Origin of the sequence: Cellulomonas aerilata, assembly GCF_007991755.1 — a bacterium.
GTDB lineage: Bacteria > Actinomycetota > Actinomycetes > Actinomycetales > Cellulomonadaceae > Pengzhenrongella > Pengzhenrongella aerilata.
On sequence record NZ_BJYY01000001.1, the window covers coordinates 50,496 to 67,693 of the forward strand.

Annotated in this window: 12 protein-coding genes; 10 read left to right on the plus strand and 2 right to left on the minus strand. The window is 68.0% G+C overall.

Translation table 11 applies throughout. From position 1 onward, the window contains the following. The first annotated feature begins 265 nt into the window (after nt 1-265). Entirely contained in the window at nt 266-1,096 is an 831-nt protein-coding gene (locus tag CAE01nite_RS00200) for a DUF2382 domain-containing protein (RefSeq protein ID WP_146898383.1), read from the plus strand. A 162-nt stretch (nt 1,097-1,258) separates the two neighbouring features. Beyond that, on the plus strand, nt 1,259-1,903 hold the full coding sequence (locus CAE01nite_RS00205; RefSeq protein ID WP_246130908.1) for a hypothetical protein: 645 nt from the start codon (nt 1,259-1,261) through the stop codon (nt 1,901-1,903). 94 nt (nt 1,904-1,997) lie between these two features. Here the strand turns inward: CAE01nite_RS00205 and CAE01nite_RS00210 are convergent, their stop codons facing one another. After that, the gene (locus CAE01nite_RS00210; protein WP_146898385.1) at nt 1,998-2,975 is read right to left on the minus strand and encodes a glycerate kinase family protein; all 978 of its coding nucleotides are present in this window, start codon (nt 2,973-2,975) and stop codon (nt 1,998-2,000) included. An 83-nt stretch (nt 2,976-3,058) separates the two neighbouring features. After that, nucleotides 3,059-4,384 (minus strand): MFS transporter, encoded by a 1,326-nt coding sequence (locus CAE01nite_RS00215; protein WP_222595774.1) that lies wholly within the window; start codon nt 4,382-4,384, stop codon nt 3,059-3,061. Between the two features lie 276 nt (nt 4,385-4,660). Here CAE01nite_RS00215 and CAE01nite_RS00220 point away from each other — a divergent pair, with 276 nt between their 5' ends. From CAE01nite_RS00220 to CAE01nite_RS00255, 8 genes are all read left to right on the plus strand, one after another. After that, nucleotides 4,661-5,512, plus strand: a complete 852-nt coding sequence (locus CAE01nite_RS00220; RefSeq protein ID WP_146898387.1) for a DeoR/GlpR family DNA-binding transcription regulator — start codon at nt 4,661-4,663, stop codon at nt 5,510-5,512. Then, entirely contained in the window at nt 5,512-6,543 is a 1,032-nt protein-coding gene (locus CAE01nite_RS00225; protein ID WP_146898389.1) for an alcohol dehydrogenase catalytic domain-containing protein, read from the plus strand. Before CAE01nite_RS00220 ends, CAE01nite_RS00225 begins: the two co-directional genes overlap by 1 nt. Before the next feature lie 78 nt (nt 6,544-6,621). Next, nucleotides 6,622-7,458 (plus strand): class I fructose-bisphosphate aldolase, encoded by an 837-nt coding sequence (locus CAE01nite_RS00230; RefSeq protein WP_146898391.1) that lies wholly within the window; start codon nt 6,622-6,624, stop codon nt 7,456-7,458. A 42-nt stretch (nt 7,459-7,500) separates the two neighbouring features. Next, on the plus strand, nt 7,501-8,988 hold the full coding sequence (locus CAE01nite_RS00235) for a xylulokinase (RefSeq protein WP_146898393.1): 1,488 nt from the start codon (nt 7,501-7,503) through the stop codon (nt 8,986-8,988). Between the two features lie 25 nt (nt 8,989-9,013). After that, a complete protein-coding gene (locus CAE01nite_RS00240) occupies nt 9,014-9,982 on the plus strand; it encodes a 2-hydroxyacid dehydrogenase (RefSeq protein WP_146898395.1) in 969 nt (322 codons plus the stop codon). A 643-nt stretch (nt 9,983-10,625) separates the two neighbouring features. Beyond that, nucleotides 10,626-12,212 carry a class I SAM-dependent DNA methyltransferase gene (locus tag CAE01nite_RS00245; protein ID WP_307724962.1) on the plus strand — a complete coding sequence of 529 codons (1,587 nt, stop codon included), beginning with the start codon at nt 10,626-10,628 and terminating at the stop codon, nt 12,210-12,212. Then, nucleotides 12,209-13,294 carry a restriction endonuclease subunit S gene (locus CAE01nite_RS00250; protein WP_146898397.1) on the plus strand — a complete coding sequence of 362 codons (1,086 nt, stop codon included), beginning with the start codon at nt 12,209-12,211 and terminating at the stop codon, nt 13,292-13,294. Before CAE01nite_RS00245 ends, CAE01nite_RS00250 begins: the two co-directional genes overlap by 4 nt. Nucleotides 13,295-13,302: 8 nt before the next feature. After that, nucleotides 13,303-16,473 (plus strand): type I restriction endonuclease subunit R, encoded by a 3,171-nt coding sequence (locus CAE01nite_RS00255; protein WP_146898399.1) that lies wholly within the window; start codon nt 13,303-13,305, stop codon nt 16,471-16,473. Nucleotides 16,474-17,198 lie beyond the last annotated feature (725 nt).

Below are 17,198 nucleotides of genomic sequence, written 5' to 3' on the forward strand. Positions count from 1 at the left end.
CGCAGCTCCCGTCGAGGCGCCGCGGGACGCCGGTCGAGCACGATCCCGGCGTTCAGGTTGCCGGACCCCTGAGGGCGTGTTGACATTGTAAACGTCATCCGCAGCGGGCCGGACGCACCGACCGTCGCCAACGCCGCACCGGGACGCCCCGACGGGCCGCGGCCGCCTGGAGCGCCCTCAGGGGCGACCGGCCGACCGGGCCCGACCCGCCTCGGAGCACGTACGACAGCACGAGGCACGTCCGCAGCACACCGATGGAGGAAACATGATCAGCACGAACGAGATCCAGAACCTGCTCGCGTCCGGCGGCACCGTCGTCGACACCACCGGGGACAAGGTCGGCAAGGTCAGCCAGGTCTTCCTGGACGACCAGACCGGCAACCCGGAGTGGGTCACCGTCACCACGGGCCTGTTCGGCACGGCCGAGTCCTTCATCCCGCTCGCGCAGGCGACCATCCGCGGCGACGAGATCGTCGTCCCCCACGACAAGGCGACCGTCAAGGGTGCCCCCCGCGTGGCGGACGCCAACGGCCACCTGTCCGAGACCGAGGAGGCGGAGCTGTTCCGCTACTACGGCCTCGACTACACCACCGGCACCGAGACCACCACGGCCGGCTACGACACGACCACGGCCGGCACGACCGCGGGCGTCAGCGACGTCAACCAGCACGGGACAGTCGGCCACGACACCTCGGGCCCGACCACCGACAACGCCATGACGCGTTCCGAGGAGCAGCTGCACGTCGGCACCGAGCGCGTCGCCACCGGCCGCGCCCGTCTGCGCAAGTACGTCGTCAGCGAGCAGCAGACGGTGTCCGTGCCGGTCAGCCACGAGGAGGTGCGGCTCGAGCGTGAGCCGATCACCGACGCGAACGTCGGCAACGCGCTCGACGGCCCGGCCATCAGCGAGGAGGAGCACGAGGTGGTCCTCACCGAGGAGCGCCCCGTCGTCGCCAAGGAGACCGTCCCGGTCGAGCGCGTGCGCCTCGACACCGACGTCGTCACGGAGACCGAGACGGTCACCGAGGACGTCCGCAAGGAGCAGATCGAGCTCGAGGGCGACACGGACACGCGTCGCGGCACCACCGGGCTCTGACCTGAGCCGGCGCAGGGACGCCGCGACCGCACCGACGGTCCGGCGTCCCTCGCCCACCAGCACCACACCCGTGGCGCTCCGCACGCGGAGCACCACGGGTCCGGCCGGGGCCCTCGTCCCGCCGGTGCACGGCCCGGCGTCACCACAAGGAGCACCACCGCCATGAGCACCACCCCGCACGGCTCGACCCCTGCCTCGGACCCGACGCCCTCGGGTTCCGTCTCCGCCAAGAGCTTCGGACGCGACCGCGAGAGCGTGATCGCGCGCGAGAAGGAGCAGTTCGGTGGCATCAAGGTCGGCTCCGCCTTCTTCGGCTGGCTCACCGCCACCGGCACCGCGGTCCTGCTGACCGCACTGGCCGCCGCCGCGGGCACCGCGGTGGGCGTCGCGAGCAACACCGACGCCGCCGAGGCGGCCGAGCAGGCCACGTCGGACCCGGGCACGGTCGGGGTCGTCGGCGGGGTCGTCCTGCTCGTCGTGTTGTTCGTCGCCTACTACTGCGGTGGCTACGTGGCGGGGCGCATGGCGCGCTTCAACGGCGCCAAGCAGGGCCTGGCCGTGTGGCTGTGGGCCGTCATCATCGCGGTCGCCGTCGCCGTCCTGGCCGCCGTCGCCGGCGACCAGTTCAACGTCCTGGGCCAGCTGAACAGCTTCCCGCGCATCCCGATCTCGGAGGGTGACGTGACCACCGGCGGCATCATCGCGCTGCTGGTCATCGCCGCCGCGAGCCTCGCCGGCGCCGTCCTCGGCGGCCTCGCCGGGATGCGGTTCCACCGCAAGGTCGACAGGGCCGGCCTCGGCCGCTGACCCCCGCACCACCCGCGCGCACAGCCGGCGCCACCTCACCCCCCACCCGAGCCGGACCGGCCCGGCGTGGGGGGTGAGTCGTCCCACGACGGGGTCACACGCCGGCGAGCAGGAGCCCCGTCGCCTCGGTGATCGCGGCGCGGGTGTCGTGCAGCGCCCGGTCCAGGCCGCACGCCTCGACCAGGCTGACGACCGGCAGGCGCGCGACGCCCGGGTCGGCCACGCCGACGACGGCGAGGCACGGGATCCCGGCACGCCGCGCGCGGCCGTCCACACCACCGACGACCTTGCCCTCGAAGGACTGCGCGTCCAGCCGGCCCTCACCGGTCAGCACGAGGTCAGCGCGTGCCAGCGCGGCGTCGATCCCAAGGGCGTCGGCGACCATGTCCACGCCCGGCACGAGCCGTGCGCCGAGCGCCGCCAGACCACCGGCCAGCCCACCAGCGGCTCCGCTGCCCGGCAGCCCGCCGACGTCCCGCCCGGTCGTCCGCAGGTACTCCGCGCGCAGGTCCTGCAGCCGCCGGGTGAGGACGGCGACGTCGCCGGGGGTGGCGCCCTTCTGCGGGCCGAACACCGCCGCGGCATCGACGAAGAGCGTCGCGACGTCGCACGCGACCTGCAGGTCGACACCGGGCGGCAGGTCCCCGACGGCATCCAGGGCCCCACGGCCGCCGTCCGTCGTCGCGACCCCGCCGACGGTGACGAGCAGGCGGCGCGCCCCGAGCGCGACGGCCTCGGCGATCAGCTCGCCGACCCCGCGCGTGGTGGCCTCGAGCGGCCGGTTGCCGGCCGCACCGCCCGCGAGCACCAGGCCCGCGCACCGCGCGGCCTCGACGACCGCCACCCCGTCCCCGAGTCGCCACGCGGCCTCCACCGGCGTCCCGAGCGGCCCGGTGACCGTGCTCGTGCGGTTCGGTCCACCGAGGGCGTCGAGGGTGCCCTCGCCCCCGTCGGCCATGGGGATGAGCTCGGTGGTCCAGCTGCGCGCGGTGACCGCGGCGGCCATCGCCGCGGCGACCTCGTCGGCGGAGGCGGTGCCCTTGAACTTGTCGGGACTGATCAGGACACGCACCGCGGGACTCCTCGCGACGGCTCGGGCAGGGACGACGGGCGTGCCGGACGGCGGTGGACCGCCGTCCGGCACGCCCGGAGGGTTCACGCGGTGACCGGAGTCTTCACCAGCGGCTCGACGCGACGCAGCATGAGCCCGAAGATGAGCGCCCCCGCCACGGCCACACCGCCGGCCAGGACCAGCGGCGCCTGGAAGCTGCCGGTCGCGCCGTACAGGGCGCCGATGACGATCGGGCTCAGCGCCGAGCCGATGTTGGAGAAGAAGTTCTGCGTACCTCCGAGCGAGGCGACGGTGCCGGTCGGGGCGACGTCGGACGGGAGGCACCAGATCGTCACGATGGTGAAGGCGGCAGCCGCGTACGAGACGGACATGAGAGCCAGTGCCTGCCACGCCTCGGGCGCCACGGCTGCGAGGGAGATGACCGCGCACAGCAGCATGCCGGTCACGAGGCAGGTCTTGCGCACGCGCGTCACGCTCCACCCGCGGGCCAGCAGGTAGTCCCCGGTGAGGCCACCGATCCAGGAGCCGACGATCGCCGCGATGGGCGGGATGGAGCCGAAGATGCCGAGCTTGAGCAGGTCGAATCCGCGCTCGTTCACCAGGTAGGACGGGAACCAGGTCAGGAAGAACGTCACCATGAAGTTCACGCAGAAGAAGCCGAGCATCATGGCCCACACGGTCCGGTAGCGCAGCAGCTGCCGGAGCGCCATCGGCTTCTCCTTCGCGCCCGTGGGGACGGCACGGTCCTCGTTGATGACGGCGAGCTCCGCGTCGTTGACCCGGCGCAGCGCCTCGGGGTGCCGGTACAGCGCCCACCAGCCGGCGGTCCACAGGACGCCGAAGACGAAGGCGATGACGAAGACCGCCCGCCAGCCCCACACCGCGATGATCGTGGCGATGACCGGGGTCGCGATGGCGCTGCCGATCCGGGCGCCGGAGTCGTAGACGGACGTGGCCCGTGCGCGCTCCCGGGGCGGGAACCACCGCGACACCGTCTTGGCCGACGACGGGTACGCGCCCGCCTCACCCACGCCGAGGCCCAGACGCAGGCCCATGAGGACGCCGAAGCTCGACGCGACCGCGGTGAGCCCGGTGAACAGCGACCACACCAGCACGGACGCCCCGAACATCAGCCGCTCGCCGAACCGGTCGATGAGCCGGCCGGCGGGGATCTGCATGAGGGCGTAGGACCAGGAGAACGCCGAGAGGATCAGGCCCTGCTGCGCCGGTGAGAGCGCGAAGTCCTCGGTCATGAAGGGCAGGGCGACGGAGATCGCCGAGCGGTCGATGTAGTTGATCGCCAGGCCGACGGCACAGGCGATCGCGATGAACCAGCGCACGCGGGACGCGCGTGCGGAGACGCTGGTGTGAACGGTCTGGTGCTCGGGTGCTGCTGCGGTGCTGCTCACGGTGACCTCCTCGTACCGGGGCAGAGGCCGAACGGCCTGTGCGTGAATCGCTCATGGAGCGGAAGGGCTCTCGCCATGGAGGGGAGCACCACAGGTGCCCGCGCCTCGTTGCGTCCGTTAGATGATCGACTTGCGCATGCTGCCGTGTCAAGAGTGCGCAACTAAGTGCCTGACCGCGCGCTTTCACACGGGGACAGCCCCGGCGGGCCGTCGTAGATGCGCGAAGCGCGCACATAAGCCTTGACTGCGCGGTTCACGCACGGTAGAACTGTGTCCATGACCAACGACGGCCGTCGCCGGCAGGACCACAAGGGGGCCGCCCGGCGTGCGCAGATCCTGCGGATGCTGGAGCAGAACGCCGGTGGGGACCTGTCGGTCGAGGAGATCGCGCAGCAGTTCGGCGTGTCCTTCGCGACCGTCCGGCGCGACCTCACCCGGCTGCGCGAGCAGCACGGGGTCACCCGCACCTACGGCGGCATCGCGCTGGTCCAGCCCGTCGAGGTGCCCACCCGCGAGCGGCGGACCACGTTCGCCCGGGCCAAGGAGGCGATCGGCCGCGAGGCCGCCCGGCTCGTGACCGACGGCGAGCTGCTCATCGTCGACGCCGGCAGCACGACCAGCCGGCTCGCCGACCACCTGGGCGGGTTCGAGCTCACCGTGGTCACGAACGGCATCGGCGTGGTGAATGCGCTGATGGACTCGGGAGACGTCGACCTGGTCGTGCTCGGCGGCCGGCTCCGGGGCATCAACGAGACGATCACCGGCGGCGTCGCCGAGGAGATGCTGCGACAGGTCCACGCCGCCATCGCCTTCCTGGGCACCGACGGCCTCGACCCCGCGTACGGCCTGGCCTGCCGCACCCTGGAGCAGAGCCGGCTCAAGACTCGGATGATGCAGCGAGCCACCCGTGTCGTGGTGCTGGCGGACTCGTCCAAGCTCGACGGCGGCGCCTTCCCGTTCTGGTCCCCGCTGGACCGGCCGTGGGAGCTCGTCACCGACTCCGGTGCGACCGAGGCCCAGCTCGAGCGCATGCGCCGGGCCGGCGCCACCCACATCCATCTCGCCCACGCCGACGGGCTCGTCGACACGTGGGGCGAGTCCGACCTCCCCGAACTGGAGATCTCCTGATGCGTCACGCCGTCCTCTCCGCCCCGCTCGACCTGACGATCGAGGAGGTGGACGTCCCGGTCCTCGAGCCCGGCGACGTGCTCATCCAGGTCGACGCGACCCTGCTGTGCGGGACCGACCTGCGCATCTACAACGGCACGAAGAGCAAGAACGTCTCGTTCCCCACGGTGCTCGGGCACGAGTTCGCCGGCCACGTCGTCGACAGCAACGGGCCGCTGCCCGAGGGCCTCGCCGTCGGCACCCAGGTGTGCGTGTACCCGATCGTCTCGTGCGGTGAGTGCGCCGCCTGCCGCAAGGGGCACGAGAACATCTGCAAGAACCGGGAGGCCTTCGGGTACCAGCTCTCCGGCGGCCTCGCGCAGTTCGTCCGGGTGCCGGCTCGCGCGGTGCGCAACCTCGTGCCGCTGCCGGGCGTCTCGCCCGCGGAGGCAGCGATCGTCGAGCCGACGGCCTGCGCGTACAACGCCCAGAAGCTCGTCCGGACGACCGACGCGGAGACGCTCCTCGTCGTGGGCTGCGGCCCCCTGGGGCTGCTGCACATCCGGCTCGCGAAGGCGCTGGGCGTGCCGCGCGTCGCCGCCGTCGACCCCATCGAGGGCCGGCGCGCGGTGGCCGCCGCGTCCGGTGCGGACCTCGTGCTCCCTCCCGGCGAGGACACCGCGGCCCAGATCGCCGAGTGGAGCAAGGGCGGCGTCGACGTCCTCATCATGGCGATCGGCCGGACCGACGCCTTCACCCCGTACACCTCGACCCTGGCTCCTGGAGCCCGCGTCTCGGTGTTCGCGGGCTTCCCCTCCAGCGCTGAGATCTCCGTCGTGGCCAACGACATCCACTACAACGAGTGGGAGATCGTCGGTGCCTCGTCCTGCCGGCTCGACGGCTTCCACGCGGTCGCCGCTCTCATCGCCGACGGCCGGCTGCACGTCGCCGACCTCATCGGCACCCAGCTGCCGCTCGACCGCACGGCCGAGGCGCTCGAGCTCGCGGCGTCCGGCAAGGACATGCGCGTCGGCGTCGACCCCTGGGCCTGACGCCCCACCTCCCCCCTCCCCCCTCCCCCCGACCGTGGCGCCGGACGGCGCCGTCCCCACCCCGAAAGAGGCACCACCATGACCAGCAACGCCTACGCCCTCAACACCACCGGGACGACCGCCGGCCTGGGTCGCGAGATCCGCCTGCGCCGCCTGTTCGGTCTCGACGGCCGCACCGTGACCGTGGCCCTGGACCAGGCCGTCCCGCGCGGGGTGTCCCCGCGGCTGGCGTCGATGGCCGAGACGTTCGCCTCCATCCAGGACGGCCGGCCCGACGCCGTGACCATCACCAAGGGCATCGCCGGGCACGTGTTCGGCGGCAACCCGGCGCCGATCCCGTGGATCCTCAAGGCGTCGATGTTCTCCGTCGACTTCCACCCGACCTATGACGCCACCATCGCGACCGTGCAGGACGCCCTGCGCCTGGGCGCGGACGGCATCGCCGTCGGCATCTCTGCCGGCTCCGCCAACCAGGTCGCGATGCTCGAGATGCTCACCAGGGTCGTCGAGGAGGCGCACCAGTGGGGCATCCCCGTGGTCTGCCACGCCTACCCGAGCGGGGAGATGTGGGGCGACAAGAAGGGCAGCACGGAGTCCGTGCTGTACGCGTCCCGCGCCGCCGCCGAGCTCGGCACCGACATCGTCAAGACCTGGTACACCGGGTCCGCGGACGAGTTCCGGACCGTCGTCCAGGGCACCCCGGCCATCGTCGTCGCCGCCGGCGGCGCGCCCGTCTCCAACCCGCGGGACGTGCTCGAGCAGGCCGCCGCCGTCGTGGAGGCGGGGGGTCACGGCATGACCGCCGGCCGCAACGTCTGGGGCGCGCAGGACCCCGCGAAGATGGTCCGCGCCCTCAAGGCCGTCATCCACGACGGTGCCAGCCCGGCCGACGCCGAGAAGCTCCTCACCAACTGACAGGGCCGGGCGCGCGCCGCCCGCCCGAGAGGGGTCTCGACGATGAGCACCTATGTAGGGATCGACCTGGGGACGACGGCGACCAAGGCGGCGCTGATCGACTCCGACGGCACCGTCCTGGCGCGCTCCCGCGTGGCCCACTCCGACGCACGCAAGGTCGGGGTGGGCCGGGCGGACCCGGTCGCCTGGATCGCCAGCGTCACCGGTGCCTGCCGGGCGCTGGGTCCGGCCGCCGGGCAGGCCGTCGCCGTCGGGCTGGCGGTGCACTGTCCCACCGCGCTGCTGTTCGACGCCGACGGCGTGCCCCTGGCGGCGGGCCTGACCTGGGACCACCCGGAGAACGTCCGGCACGCCGCCCGGGTGCGCGAGCACCTCACCGACGACGAGCGCCGCCGGACCGGCAACCACCTGTCGCCGGCGACCATGATGGTCGGCGCCCACTCCTTCTTCGCCGAGCACGAGCCCGACGCACTGGCCGAGGCGCACCGGCTCGGGCTGGTGGGGACGTGGCTCGGGCAGTGGTTCACCGGGCAGTCCGGGCTCGACTGCACCCAGGCGTCCTACACCGGCGCGTTCGACGTCTCGTCGTCCACCGGTGACTGGATGGACGGCGTGCTGGACCGGCTGGGAGTGCCCCGCGAGCTGCTGCCGCCGATCCGGCCGGCGCTGTCCGTCCTCGGCGCCCTGCGCCCCTTCGTCGCGGAGTCGCTCGGCCTCGCGGCGGACATCCCGGTGGTCGTCGGCTCCGCGGACACCCCGGCCGCCTCGTTCTGCCTCGGTGCCCGGCCCGGGGGGACGCCGCTGTTCATCATGGGGACGACCCACGTCGTCTCCAACTGCATCGGCGCCCCCGACACCCGGGCGCAGGCGCTCCAGCGGGCGGACGTCCGGCCGGGCCAGTGGCTGATCAACGGCGTCACGAACGGTGGCGACGCCCTGGCGATCGGCGCCCAGCTGCTCGGCTACGGCACCTCCGGCGGGTCGGTCCAGAGCCTCATCGAGGACGCCTGGGCCGCGACCCGCCGTGACGTCACCGACGCGCCCGTGTTCATCCCGCACGTGGTCGCCGAGCGCGGCCCCCTGTGGCTGGACCAGCCGCGGACCGCGCTGATCGGCATGGTCAGCGGCACCGGGCAGCGGCAGGCGGCCCGCGGGGCGCTCGAGGGCGTGCTGTTCGCCGACCGCATGATCATCGAGAGCTGCGTGTCACCGGATCAGGGACCGGTCCTGCTGTCCGGCGCCTTCGGGTCCGACGTCGCGGTCCCGCAGCTGCTCGCCGACATGCTCGACAAGGACATCCGCGTGGTCGACGAGGGTCACCTGCCGTCCATCGGGGCCGCGTCCATGGCGGTCGAGACGCTCGAGGGCCACGAGGTCCCCGGGCCCTCGTCCCGACTCGTGCACCCTCGTGCGTCCTGGCACGACGCCGTCGAGGACCGGTGGCAGCACTACCAGGAGCTGTGGCAGCTCGTGGTCGGCCGCCCGCCGCTGGCACCGCTGCGCACCCGACCGAGCCTCATCCCGGCCTGACCCACTGCCCGCAAGGAGCACGCCCGTGACCACTCCCCACCTGTACATCGCCCGCACCCTCACCGACGTCGCGATGGCGAGCCTCGCCGACGTCGGCCTGCCCGTCGTGACCGGCGACGAGGCACCGCCCGAGCGCGACCGCCTGCTGCACGACGTCGCCGGCGCAGCGGCCGCCGTCGTGACGCTCACCGAGCGGGTCGACGCCGAGTTCTTCGACGCCGCCGGCCCCCAGCTGCGCGTGGTCGCGAACGTCGCCGTCGGCTACGACAACATCGACGTCGCAGAGGCCGCCCGCCGCGGCGTGGTCGTCACCAACACCCCCGGCGTGCTCGACGACGCCACCGCCGACCACACGTTCGCGATGATCCTGGCGGTCACCCGGCGCGTGGTGGAGGCCGACCGGTTCGTCCGGTCCGGGGAGCCGTGGATCTGGGGGCCCCGCATGCTCGTGGGGCTGGACCTCAGCGCCGGCGCCACTCTCGGCATCGTCGGCCTCGGCCGCATCGGCCGGGCGGTGGCCCGGCGAGCCCAGGCGTTCTCCATGACCGTCCTCGCGCACGACCCGCACTACGCGCCGGGTGACAAGGTCGACGGGGTGACCATCGCGTCGCTGGACGACCTGCTCGCGACGTCGGACGTCGTCAGCCTGCACGTCCCGCTCATGGAGGCGACGCGGCACCTCATCGACGAGGCCGCGCTCGCCCGGATGAAGCCGACCGCCTACCTCATCAACGCGGCACGCGGCGGGATCGTCGACGAGTCCGCGCTCATCCCGGCCCTGCGTGACGGCCGGCTCGGCGGTGCGGCACTGGACACCTTCGAGGGAGAGCCCAAGGTGAACCCGGAGCTCGCGACCCTCGAGAACGTGGTCCTCCAGCCGCACATCGCCAGCGCCGGTGGCCGCACGCGGGACCGCATGTGCCTGCTGGCGCTCGACAACGTCCGCGACGTGCTCACCGGGCGGGAGGCCCGTACCGCGGTCATCCCCCGGTGACCCCGACGACGAAGCCCCGGCCAGCGACGAGCGCGGGGCGGGGCCTTGGCCGGTGTGACTATCCGAGTGCGCCCGAAGGGATTCGAACCCCCAACCTTCTGATCCGTAGGCGCCTGTTGAGTCCGCCCCGTGGCGCGTCACCGCTGCTCAGGCGAGGTATCGCAACGCGGTGGTCCTTGCCCGGGCGGTGCGGATGGACCGGGTTGCTGTCAGGCTTGCTGTCCCGGTGGACAGGCTGAGCCACCGACCCGTAGCGGAGCACGAGAGCGCGACGGAGGTCCGGGTCGAGGGTGACCGGAGGTCATCGCGCAGCGACGCCGTAGGCGCCCTTGATGCGGGCCGGAGTCGCGCGGATGCTCGGCGAAGGGGCGGCGGCGTAGGTGAGGCACGGGAGTCGAAGCACCCCGCAACTCCTTCCGCGTCAGGCCAGATCCCTGGTGCGGCGACGAGGCCGTCCACGCCCGTTGTCACGCAGGCGCCAGGGCCAGTCGTTGCTCGGTGTGGTCGGCCGCGGTCGTGAGCACGGCTAGGTGGGCTGGTCGGGCGCCAACGTGCGGCTTGACCCGGGCCGCCGGTCTCTGCTCACTACAGTAGAGACAAGCCGCCTAGCCGGAACAATATGTCCGGAAAGATGAGGAGTGTCGTGCCGCAAAAGAAGAAGACCGCCGCGAAAGGCTTGGAGGCTTCCCTTTGGGACGCCGCGACAACGCTCCGGTCCACCATGGAGCCCGGCGAATACAAGCACATCGTGTTGGGCCTGATCTTCCTGAAGTACGTTTCGGATGTCTTCGCCGTACGGCACGAAGAACTGCAGCGACTCGTCAACGACTCACAGAGCGACTACTTTATGCCGTCCCCAGAAGCTAAGCAGTCCGTGGTGGAGGATCGAGACGAGTACACAGCGCAAGGAGTGTTCTGGATTCCCGAAGGTCACCGGTGGGAAGAGCTGCGGCGACAAGCTAAGGCGAAGGACAAGCCGATTGGCGTACGCATCAATGAAGCGATGGCAGCGATCGAGCGCGAGAACGAATCGCTAAAGGGCGTACTTCCGAAGAATTATGCCAGGCAGGAGGTCACGTCGGAGATGCTCGGCGGCCTGGTCGACATCTTCTCCCGGGAAGATCTTGCCGCCGCAGAACATGTCGACCTCGACGTACTGGGCCGCGTTTACGAGTACTTCCTCGGGAACTTCGCCTCTGGAGAAGGAAAGCGCGGTGGACAGTACTACACGCCGCGATCCGTTGTGGCGCTGATGGTCGAGATGCTCGAGCCGTACCACGGCCGGGTCTACGACCCCGCCTGCGGCTCGGGCGGCATGTTCGTCCAGGCGGACAAGTTCGTAAGGGCCCACGGTGGAACACGCAACGACATATCCGTATTCGGGCAGGAGAGCGTAGCTACCACCTGGCGCCTCGCCAAGATGAATCTTGCACTCCGGGGTATCGACGCCAATCTCGGCAACGAGTGGGGCGACTCGTTCCACAACGACAAGCATCCCGACCTACGGGCCGACTTTGTCATCGCGAACCCGCCGTTCAATGACGACGATTGGCGCGGCGAACGACTGCGCAAGGACGCGCGATGGCAATACGGCACCCCTCCGGTCGGCAACGCCAACTTTGCTTGGATGCAGCACATGCTGCACCACCTCTCACCCGTCGGCACCATGGCGACTGTTCTGTCCAACATCTCGCTGTCATCAAAGCAGGGCGGCGAAGGAGAGATCCGTAAAACTCTGCTTGAAGCGGACCTAGTGGAGTGCATCGTTGCTTTACCACCCCAACTGTTCTTCGGAACACCGATCCCGTCTTGCCTTTGGTTCCTCACCAAAGACAAGACCGGACGGAAAAGTCGCAAACGAAAGGGCGAGGTCTTGTTCATCGACGCTCGCCGGCTCGGGCAGATGGTTTCGCGTCGCGTAAAGGAGTTCAGTAAGGAGGACGTTGCGCTAATTGCGGACACATACCATGCATGGCGAGGCACTCGTGACTCGGAGTACGCCGACGTACCGGGTTTCTGCGCGATGGCAAGCCTCACGGAAATTGAGAGCCGGGGACATGTCCTAACACCTGGGCGATACGTGGGGTCTGAGGAGGTGGAGCAGGACGACGAGCCGGTCGCAGACAAGATCGCCCGCCTCACCTTGGAGATTCGTGGAGGGTTCAAGGCGCGGGCCGAGCTTCAAGATGAAATCGTCTCGGGCCTTGACTCGTTGGTCGTGACGGAGTGAGCACTTGGAAAGTACTCCCGTTAGGCAAGGCAACAATTTCACTGGACTGGAAGCGCGTGCCAGTAAAGGCCTCCGAACGAGTCGCTGGCCCATATCCGTACTACGGCGCCTCGGGCATCGTGGATCACGTTGATGGCTTCCTGTTCGATGAACTCAGCCTGCTCGTGTCGGAGGATGGCGAAAATCTGCGGTCGCGAAAGACCCCAATTGCCTTCTTGGCTAACGGCAAGTATTGGGTCAACAACCACGCACACGTCCTGCGAGCAGCGACCGGGCACGACATCCGGTTCATCCATTACGCGATGCAGGTTACCGATATCTCGGGCTATCTCACCGGATCGACTCAACCAAAACTAACTGCCGGCTCCCTGGCAGAAATACCGCTCAACGCCCCGGCACTGGAAGAGCAACAACACATTGCGGACCTGTTGTCCGCGATGGACGGACTTATCGCGCAGAACCGCGCGCTTATCGATCACATGCGCACACTGGCGACGGAACTCGTGGGCCTTGCGACTCGCGACACAAGCCTCGGCTCGTTGTCGCGCCCCTACACCGGTAAGCAAATCAGGCCGCTCGGTCCGACGGAGCATTACTCTCTTCTCGCCTTCGACAACGAGGCCACACCGGATCTAGTAGACGGCGAATCTATCAAAAGTGGCAAGTTGCCGCTAAGTGAACCGATGGTACTCGTGTCACGTCTCAACCCGAAGACTGCGCGAAGTTGGATGGTGTATCCCGGCCCGGGGGCAGTTTGCTCGACGGAGTTTGTGCCACTGCTCGGGGATGAAGCTTCGGTTGAGGAAATATGGGCCGCCACCGCCCGCGATGACTTCTGGGATCAGATGAGGTCTCGAGTGACTGGGACAACGGGAAGTCACCAGCGTGTCGACCGCGAGGACGCGCTCTCTATCGCTGTTCCCGATGTGCGGACCCTGGCCGCACATGTCCGCGAGGAAGTCGTCAGACTGGTGCGAGGAATCCAACAACTACGTGAGGAGATCGAGAGCACCGTGCGCGCACGAGATGAACTGCTTCCTCACCTAGTTGCTGGCACAATTGAAATCGAGACAGTCGCATGAGGACAGGGATGATCGAAGACGACCTTGAGCAACTGGTGCTAGAGACGTTGTCAGACCTCGGCTGGGACACGGTTTACGGGCCAACGATCGCACCGCTCCTGGCGGATGAAGTAGCTGGACCGGGGCGCAATCCCGAGCGGCTCGACTACCGGGAGACCGTTCTGATCGGGCGCCTTCGCCAGGCGGTAGCTGACCTCAACCCGGACCTGCCAACCGAGGCGGTCGAAGACGTGATCCAAACGGTCACGCGAGCCGAATCGCCCGTGGTCGAGTCAGAGAACTGGCGGGCTTATCGGCTCCTGACCGACGGAGTCGCCGTTGAGTACCGTGACGCAGCGGGCGAGCTCGCCTCTACGCGGGCGCGCCTCGTCGACTGGGAAGATGTATCGAATAACGACACGATTGCAGTCAATCAGTTTACGATCGACGGGCCGAAGCGGCAGCGCCGCCCGGACATTGTTCTTTTCGTCAACGGTCTCCCAGTTGCGCTGTTCGAGTTAAAACGTCCCGGCAAACCGTACGCAAAGATTCAAGGCGCTTGGCGACAGGTGCAAACCTATAGGTCTCAGGTCCCCGACATCTTCGCATGGAACCAGGCCACAGTGATTTCCGATGGCATCCAGGCCCGCGTGGGGTCATTCTCTGCAGATTGGGAGCATTTCGCGCCCTGGAAGACCATTGACGGTGCAGGCCTTGCGAGCGCAGCACTACCTCAAATTGAGGTTCTTGTAGAAGGCCTGTTCCGCCAGGACGTCTTCTTCGACTGGGTTCGCAATTACATCGCCACCTATGGCGACGGGGAAAAGACCATCAAGAAAGTCGCCAAGTACCATCAGTACTGGGCGGTCCGCAAGGCCGTCGACTGCACCCTCCAAGCGGTCGCGGGCGACGGACGCATCGGCGTGGTCTGGCACACCCAGGGGTCCGGAAAGTCGTTAGAGATGGCGTTCTACGCGGGCCGCGTGATGACCCACCCCGAAATGCAAAATCCGACGATCTTGGTACTAACGGACCGCAACGACCTTGACGACCAACTCCTCGATGAAACGTTCGCGGCGAGCAAGTTGGGATCGCCACTTCCCGAGATGCCAGTTCAGGCCGGCTCCCGCGCGGAGTTGAAGGCAATCTTGGCGGGCCGATTGTCGGGTGGTATCGTCTTCTCGACAATTCAGAAATTCGGAGTGTCGCGCGAGGAGAAGGAGTCCGGTCGTGGCTTCCCCACGCTCTCCGAGCGCAGGAATATCGTTGTGCTCGTCGATGAAGCGCACCGATCGAACTACGACTTAATCGACGGATTCGCGCGCCACTTGCGGGACGCGCTCCCCAACGCATCGTTTATCGGGTTCACGGGAACCCCTATTGAGGAGAGCGACCGGTCAACACGGGCGATCTTCGGTGAATACATCGACACCTATGACATGACTCAAGCGCAGCAAGACGGTGCCACGGTTAAGGTGTATTACGAGCCGCGCCTCGCGAAAGTCGAACTCCCGGATGAGGTGCGAGACAGCCTGGACGACGAGTTCGTGAAGGCAGTCTCGGGGGCAGAAGAGGACCTCAGCGAAAGACTCAAGGGCCGCTGGGCACAGGTCGAGGCCATTGTTGGGTCGGACAAGCGCCTTCGACAGTTGGCCAGCGACATCGTGGACCACTGGGAAGGTCGCCGCGGAGTCCTGGCCGGGAAGGCGATGATCGTGACGATGTCCCGCCGCATCGCGGTGGAGCTACACGACCACATCGTCACACTCAGGCCCGAGTGGCATACAGATGACGACAAGACGGGCGTCATAAAGGTCGTTATGACGGGAGACGCCACGGACCCCGCCGAGTTCCAACCGCATATCCGCAGCAAGCGTGATCGTAACGCGATAAAGGACCGAGCGTGCGATCCGAACGATTCGCTGGAGTTAGTCATCGTCCGCGACTTGTGGCTGACCGGGTTCGATTCACCGCCCATGCACACGATGTACACCGACAAGCCGATGAAGGGCGCGTCGCTGATGCAGGCCATCACACGCGTCAATCGAACCTTTCGCGACAAGCCGGCAGGTCTGGTGGTCGACTATATTGGCATCGCCGAGGATCTCAAGAACGCACTCAAGACTTACACTCGGCGAGACCATGAGAACCGTGCTGCAGGCGATGACGTACGGGTCGAGGCAATACCCGCGCTACTGGTAGAGCATGATGTGATAGTTGGAATCCTCGCGGGCTTCGATTGGGCCACGATGCTTGCGGCCCATACCTCGAAGGCCTATCTACGCGCGATCGCCGCAACCGTCAACTACCTTTTGGAATCCGACCGTGGTGAGGACGACGAGGGTGGAGCTGGCGAGTTCGACTCGGAAGGCGAAGTGCCCAGTCTCAAGAAGCGGTTCATGGCGCATGTTGGACGGCTGACCCGACTGTTTCGCATCGTCTCGACATCCGAGGAGGCGACAACGATCCGCGATGATGTCGCATTCTTCGAAGCCGTTCGTTCATCCATCGCTAAGATCGAAGGCGTGGACCGTGAAGGGCCCGATACCGATGCTCAGGTAGAGACGGCGATCAAGCAACTTGTTAGTGAACATGTAGCGGGCACGGGTGTCATCGACCTGTATGGCGAAGCTGGTATGGAGCAGCCTGACCTGTCTGTCATCGACGACAAGTTCATGGCGCGCTTCCAAGAGTCGGACCAGAAGAACCTCCAGTTGGAGTTGCTGCGACGCCTGATCTCGAAGGAGTTGAGGGCTGTGGGTAGACGGAACGTGGTCGCAGAGCGCAAGTTTTCCGAAATGCTCTCGGACTCCATGAACCGCTACCAAAATCGAAGTCTGGACACCGCGCAGGTGGTGGCGGAACTGTTCGCGCTAGCTCAGGCACTTAAGAGCGAACAAGACCGCGGCGAAGCGACGGGACTCGACGAGGACGAGTTGGCCTTTTATGACGCTATTCGAACCAACGCGTCGGCAGTGAGCCTTCTCGAGGACACCGTGATGCGTCAGATCGCTCATGAACTGACGGAGATCGTGCGTCGCGACGCGAAGACGGACTGGAGCGTGAAGGAACAGGTTCGCGCCAAACTGCGATCGACTATCAAGCGTCTGCTGCTTCGGCACGGGTACCCGCCCGACAAGGAGCCGGCGGCGACCGACCTTATCTTGCGTCAGGCCGCTCTGGTCGCCTCCAAGCAGTGACCCTTCGCCCGAAATCTCGCCAACCGACTGGCTCGGCTGCGTGCACAGCCTCCGCGCGAGAGGTCACGGCCGAGGACGGCGCGCCAGCGCCGCCCGCAGGCCGTGCGCCGGCGGAGCCGGCGCCTTGATGTGAAAGAGGTCGACTCGGCAACCGGCGGATCACAGCGGATCACAGCGAGCTCACAGCGGGGCGTGGTCGGGCGAGTCACGGGGACACGTGTCCGGCGGCATGACCTTGCGCCCGGCAGGCAGTCGAGGTGCGTGGGATCGGCCGATTGGCGCCAAGCATGACGCGGGTGAGGTGTTCGCGAGACATAGGAGGCCGTCGTCAGCCATCATCGCGTAGCAGACACACCTACCGACTGGGGCATCGATGACCGAGCATGTCACGATCGAGGGCCACTCCTACGTCGTAAAGAGCGATCACCGAGACGGCACAGCGCTGAAGTCGCAGTGGACCGTCCCGGTCCCCGACGAGCACGAGGCGTTCCGGACCTCGGTCGTGAATTCGTGGCATCGCGCTGGAAGCGGTTGGGGCTTGCACCTCGATCAGGATTCCGTTGCCAAACTCGGCGAGAGCGCGCGGGCGTATGGCAGCGCGGCCGATCTCTACGTTGCTTTCTTTCAGCTGGGCGACATCTGCCACGGGTACCCTTCGGACCCGCTTCGCAGCAGCCGCGAGATCCCTCCGGCACATGTCCAGAGAGACTGGCTGGACCGCAACC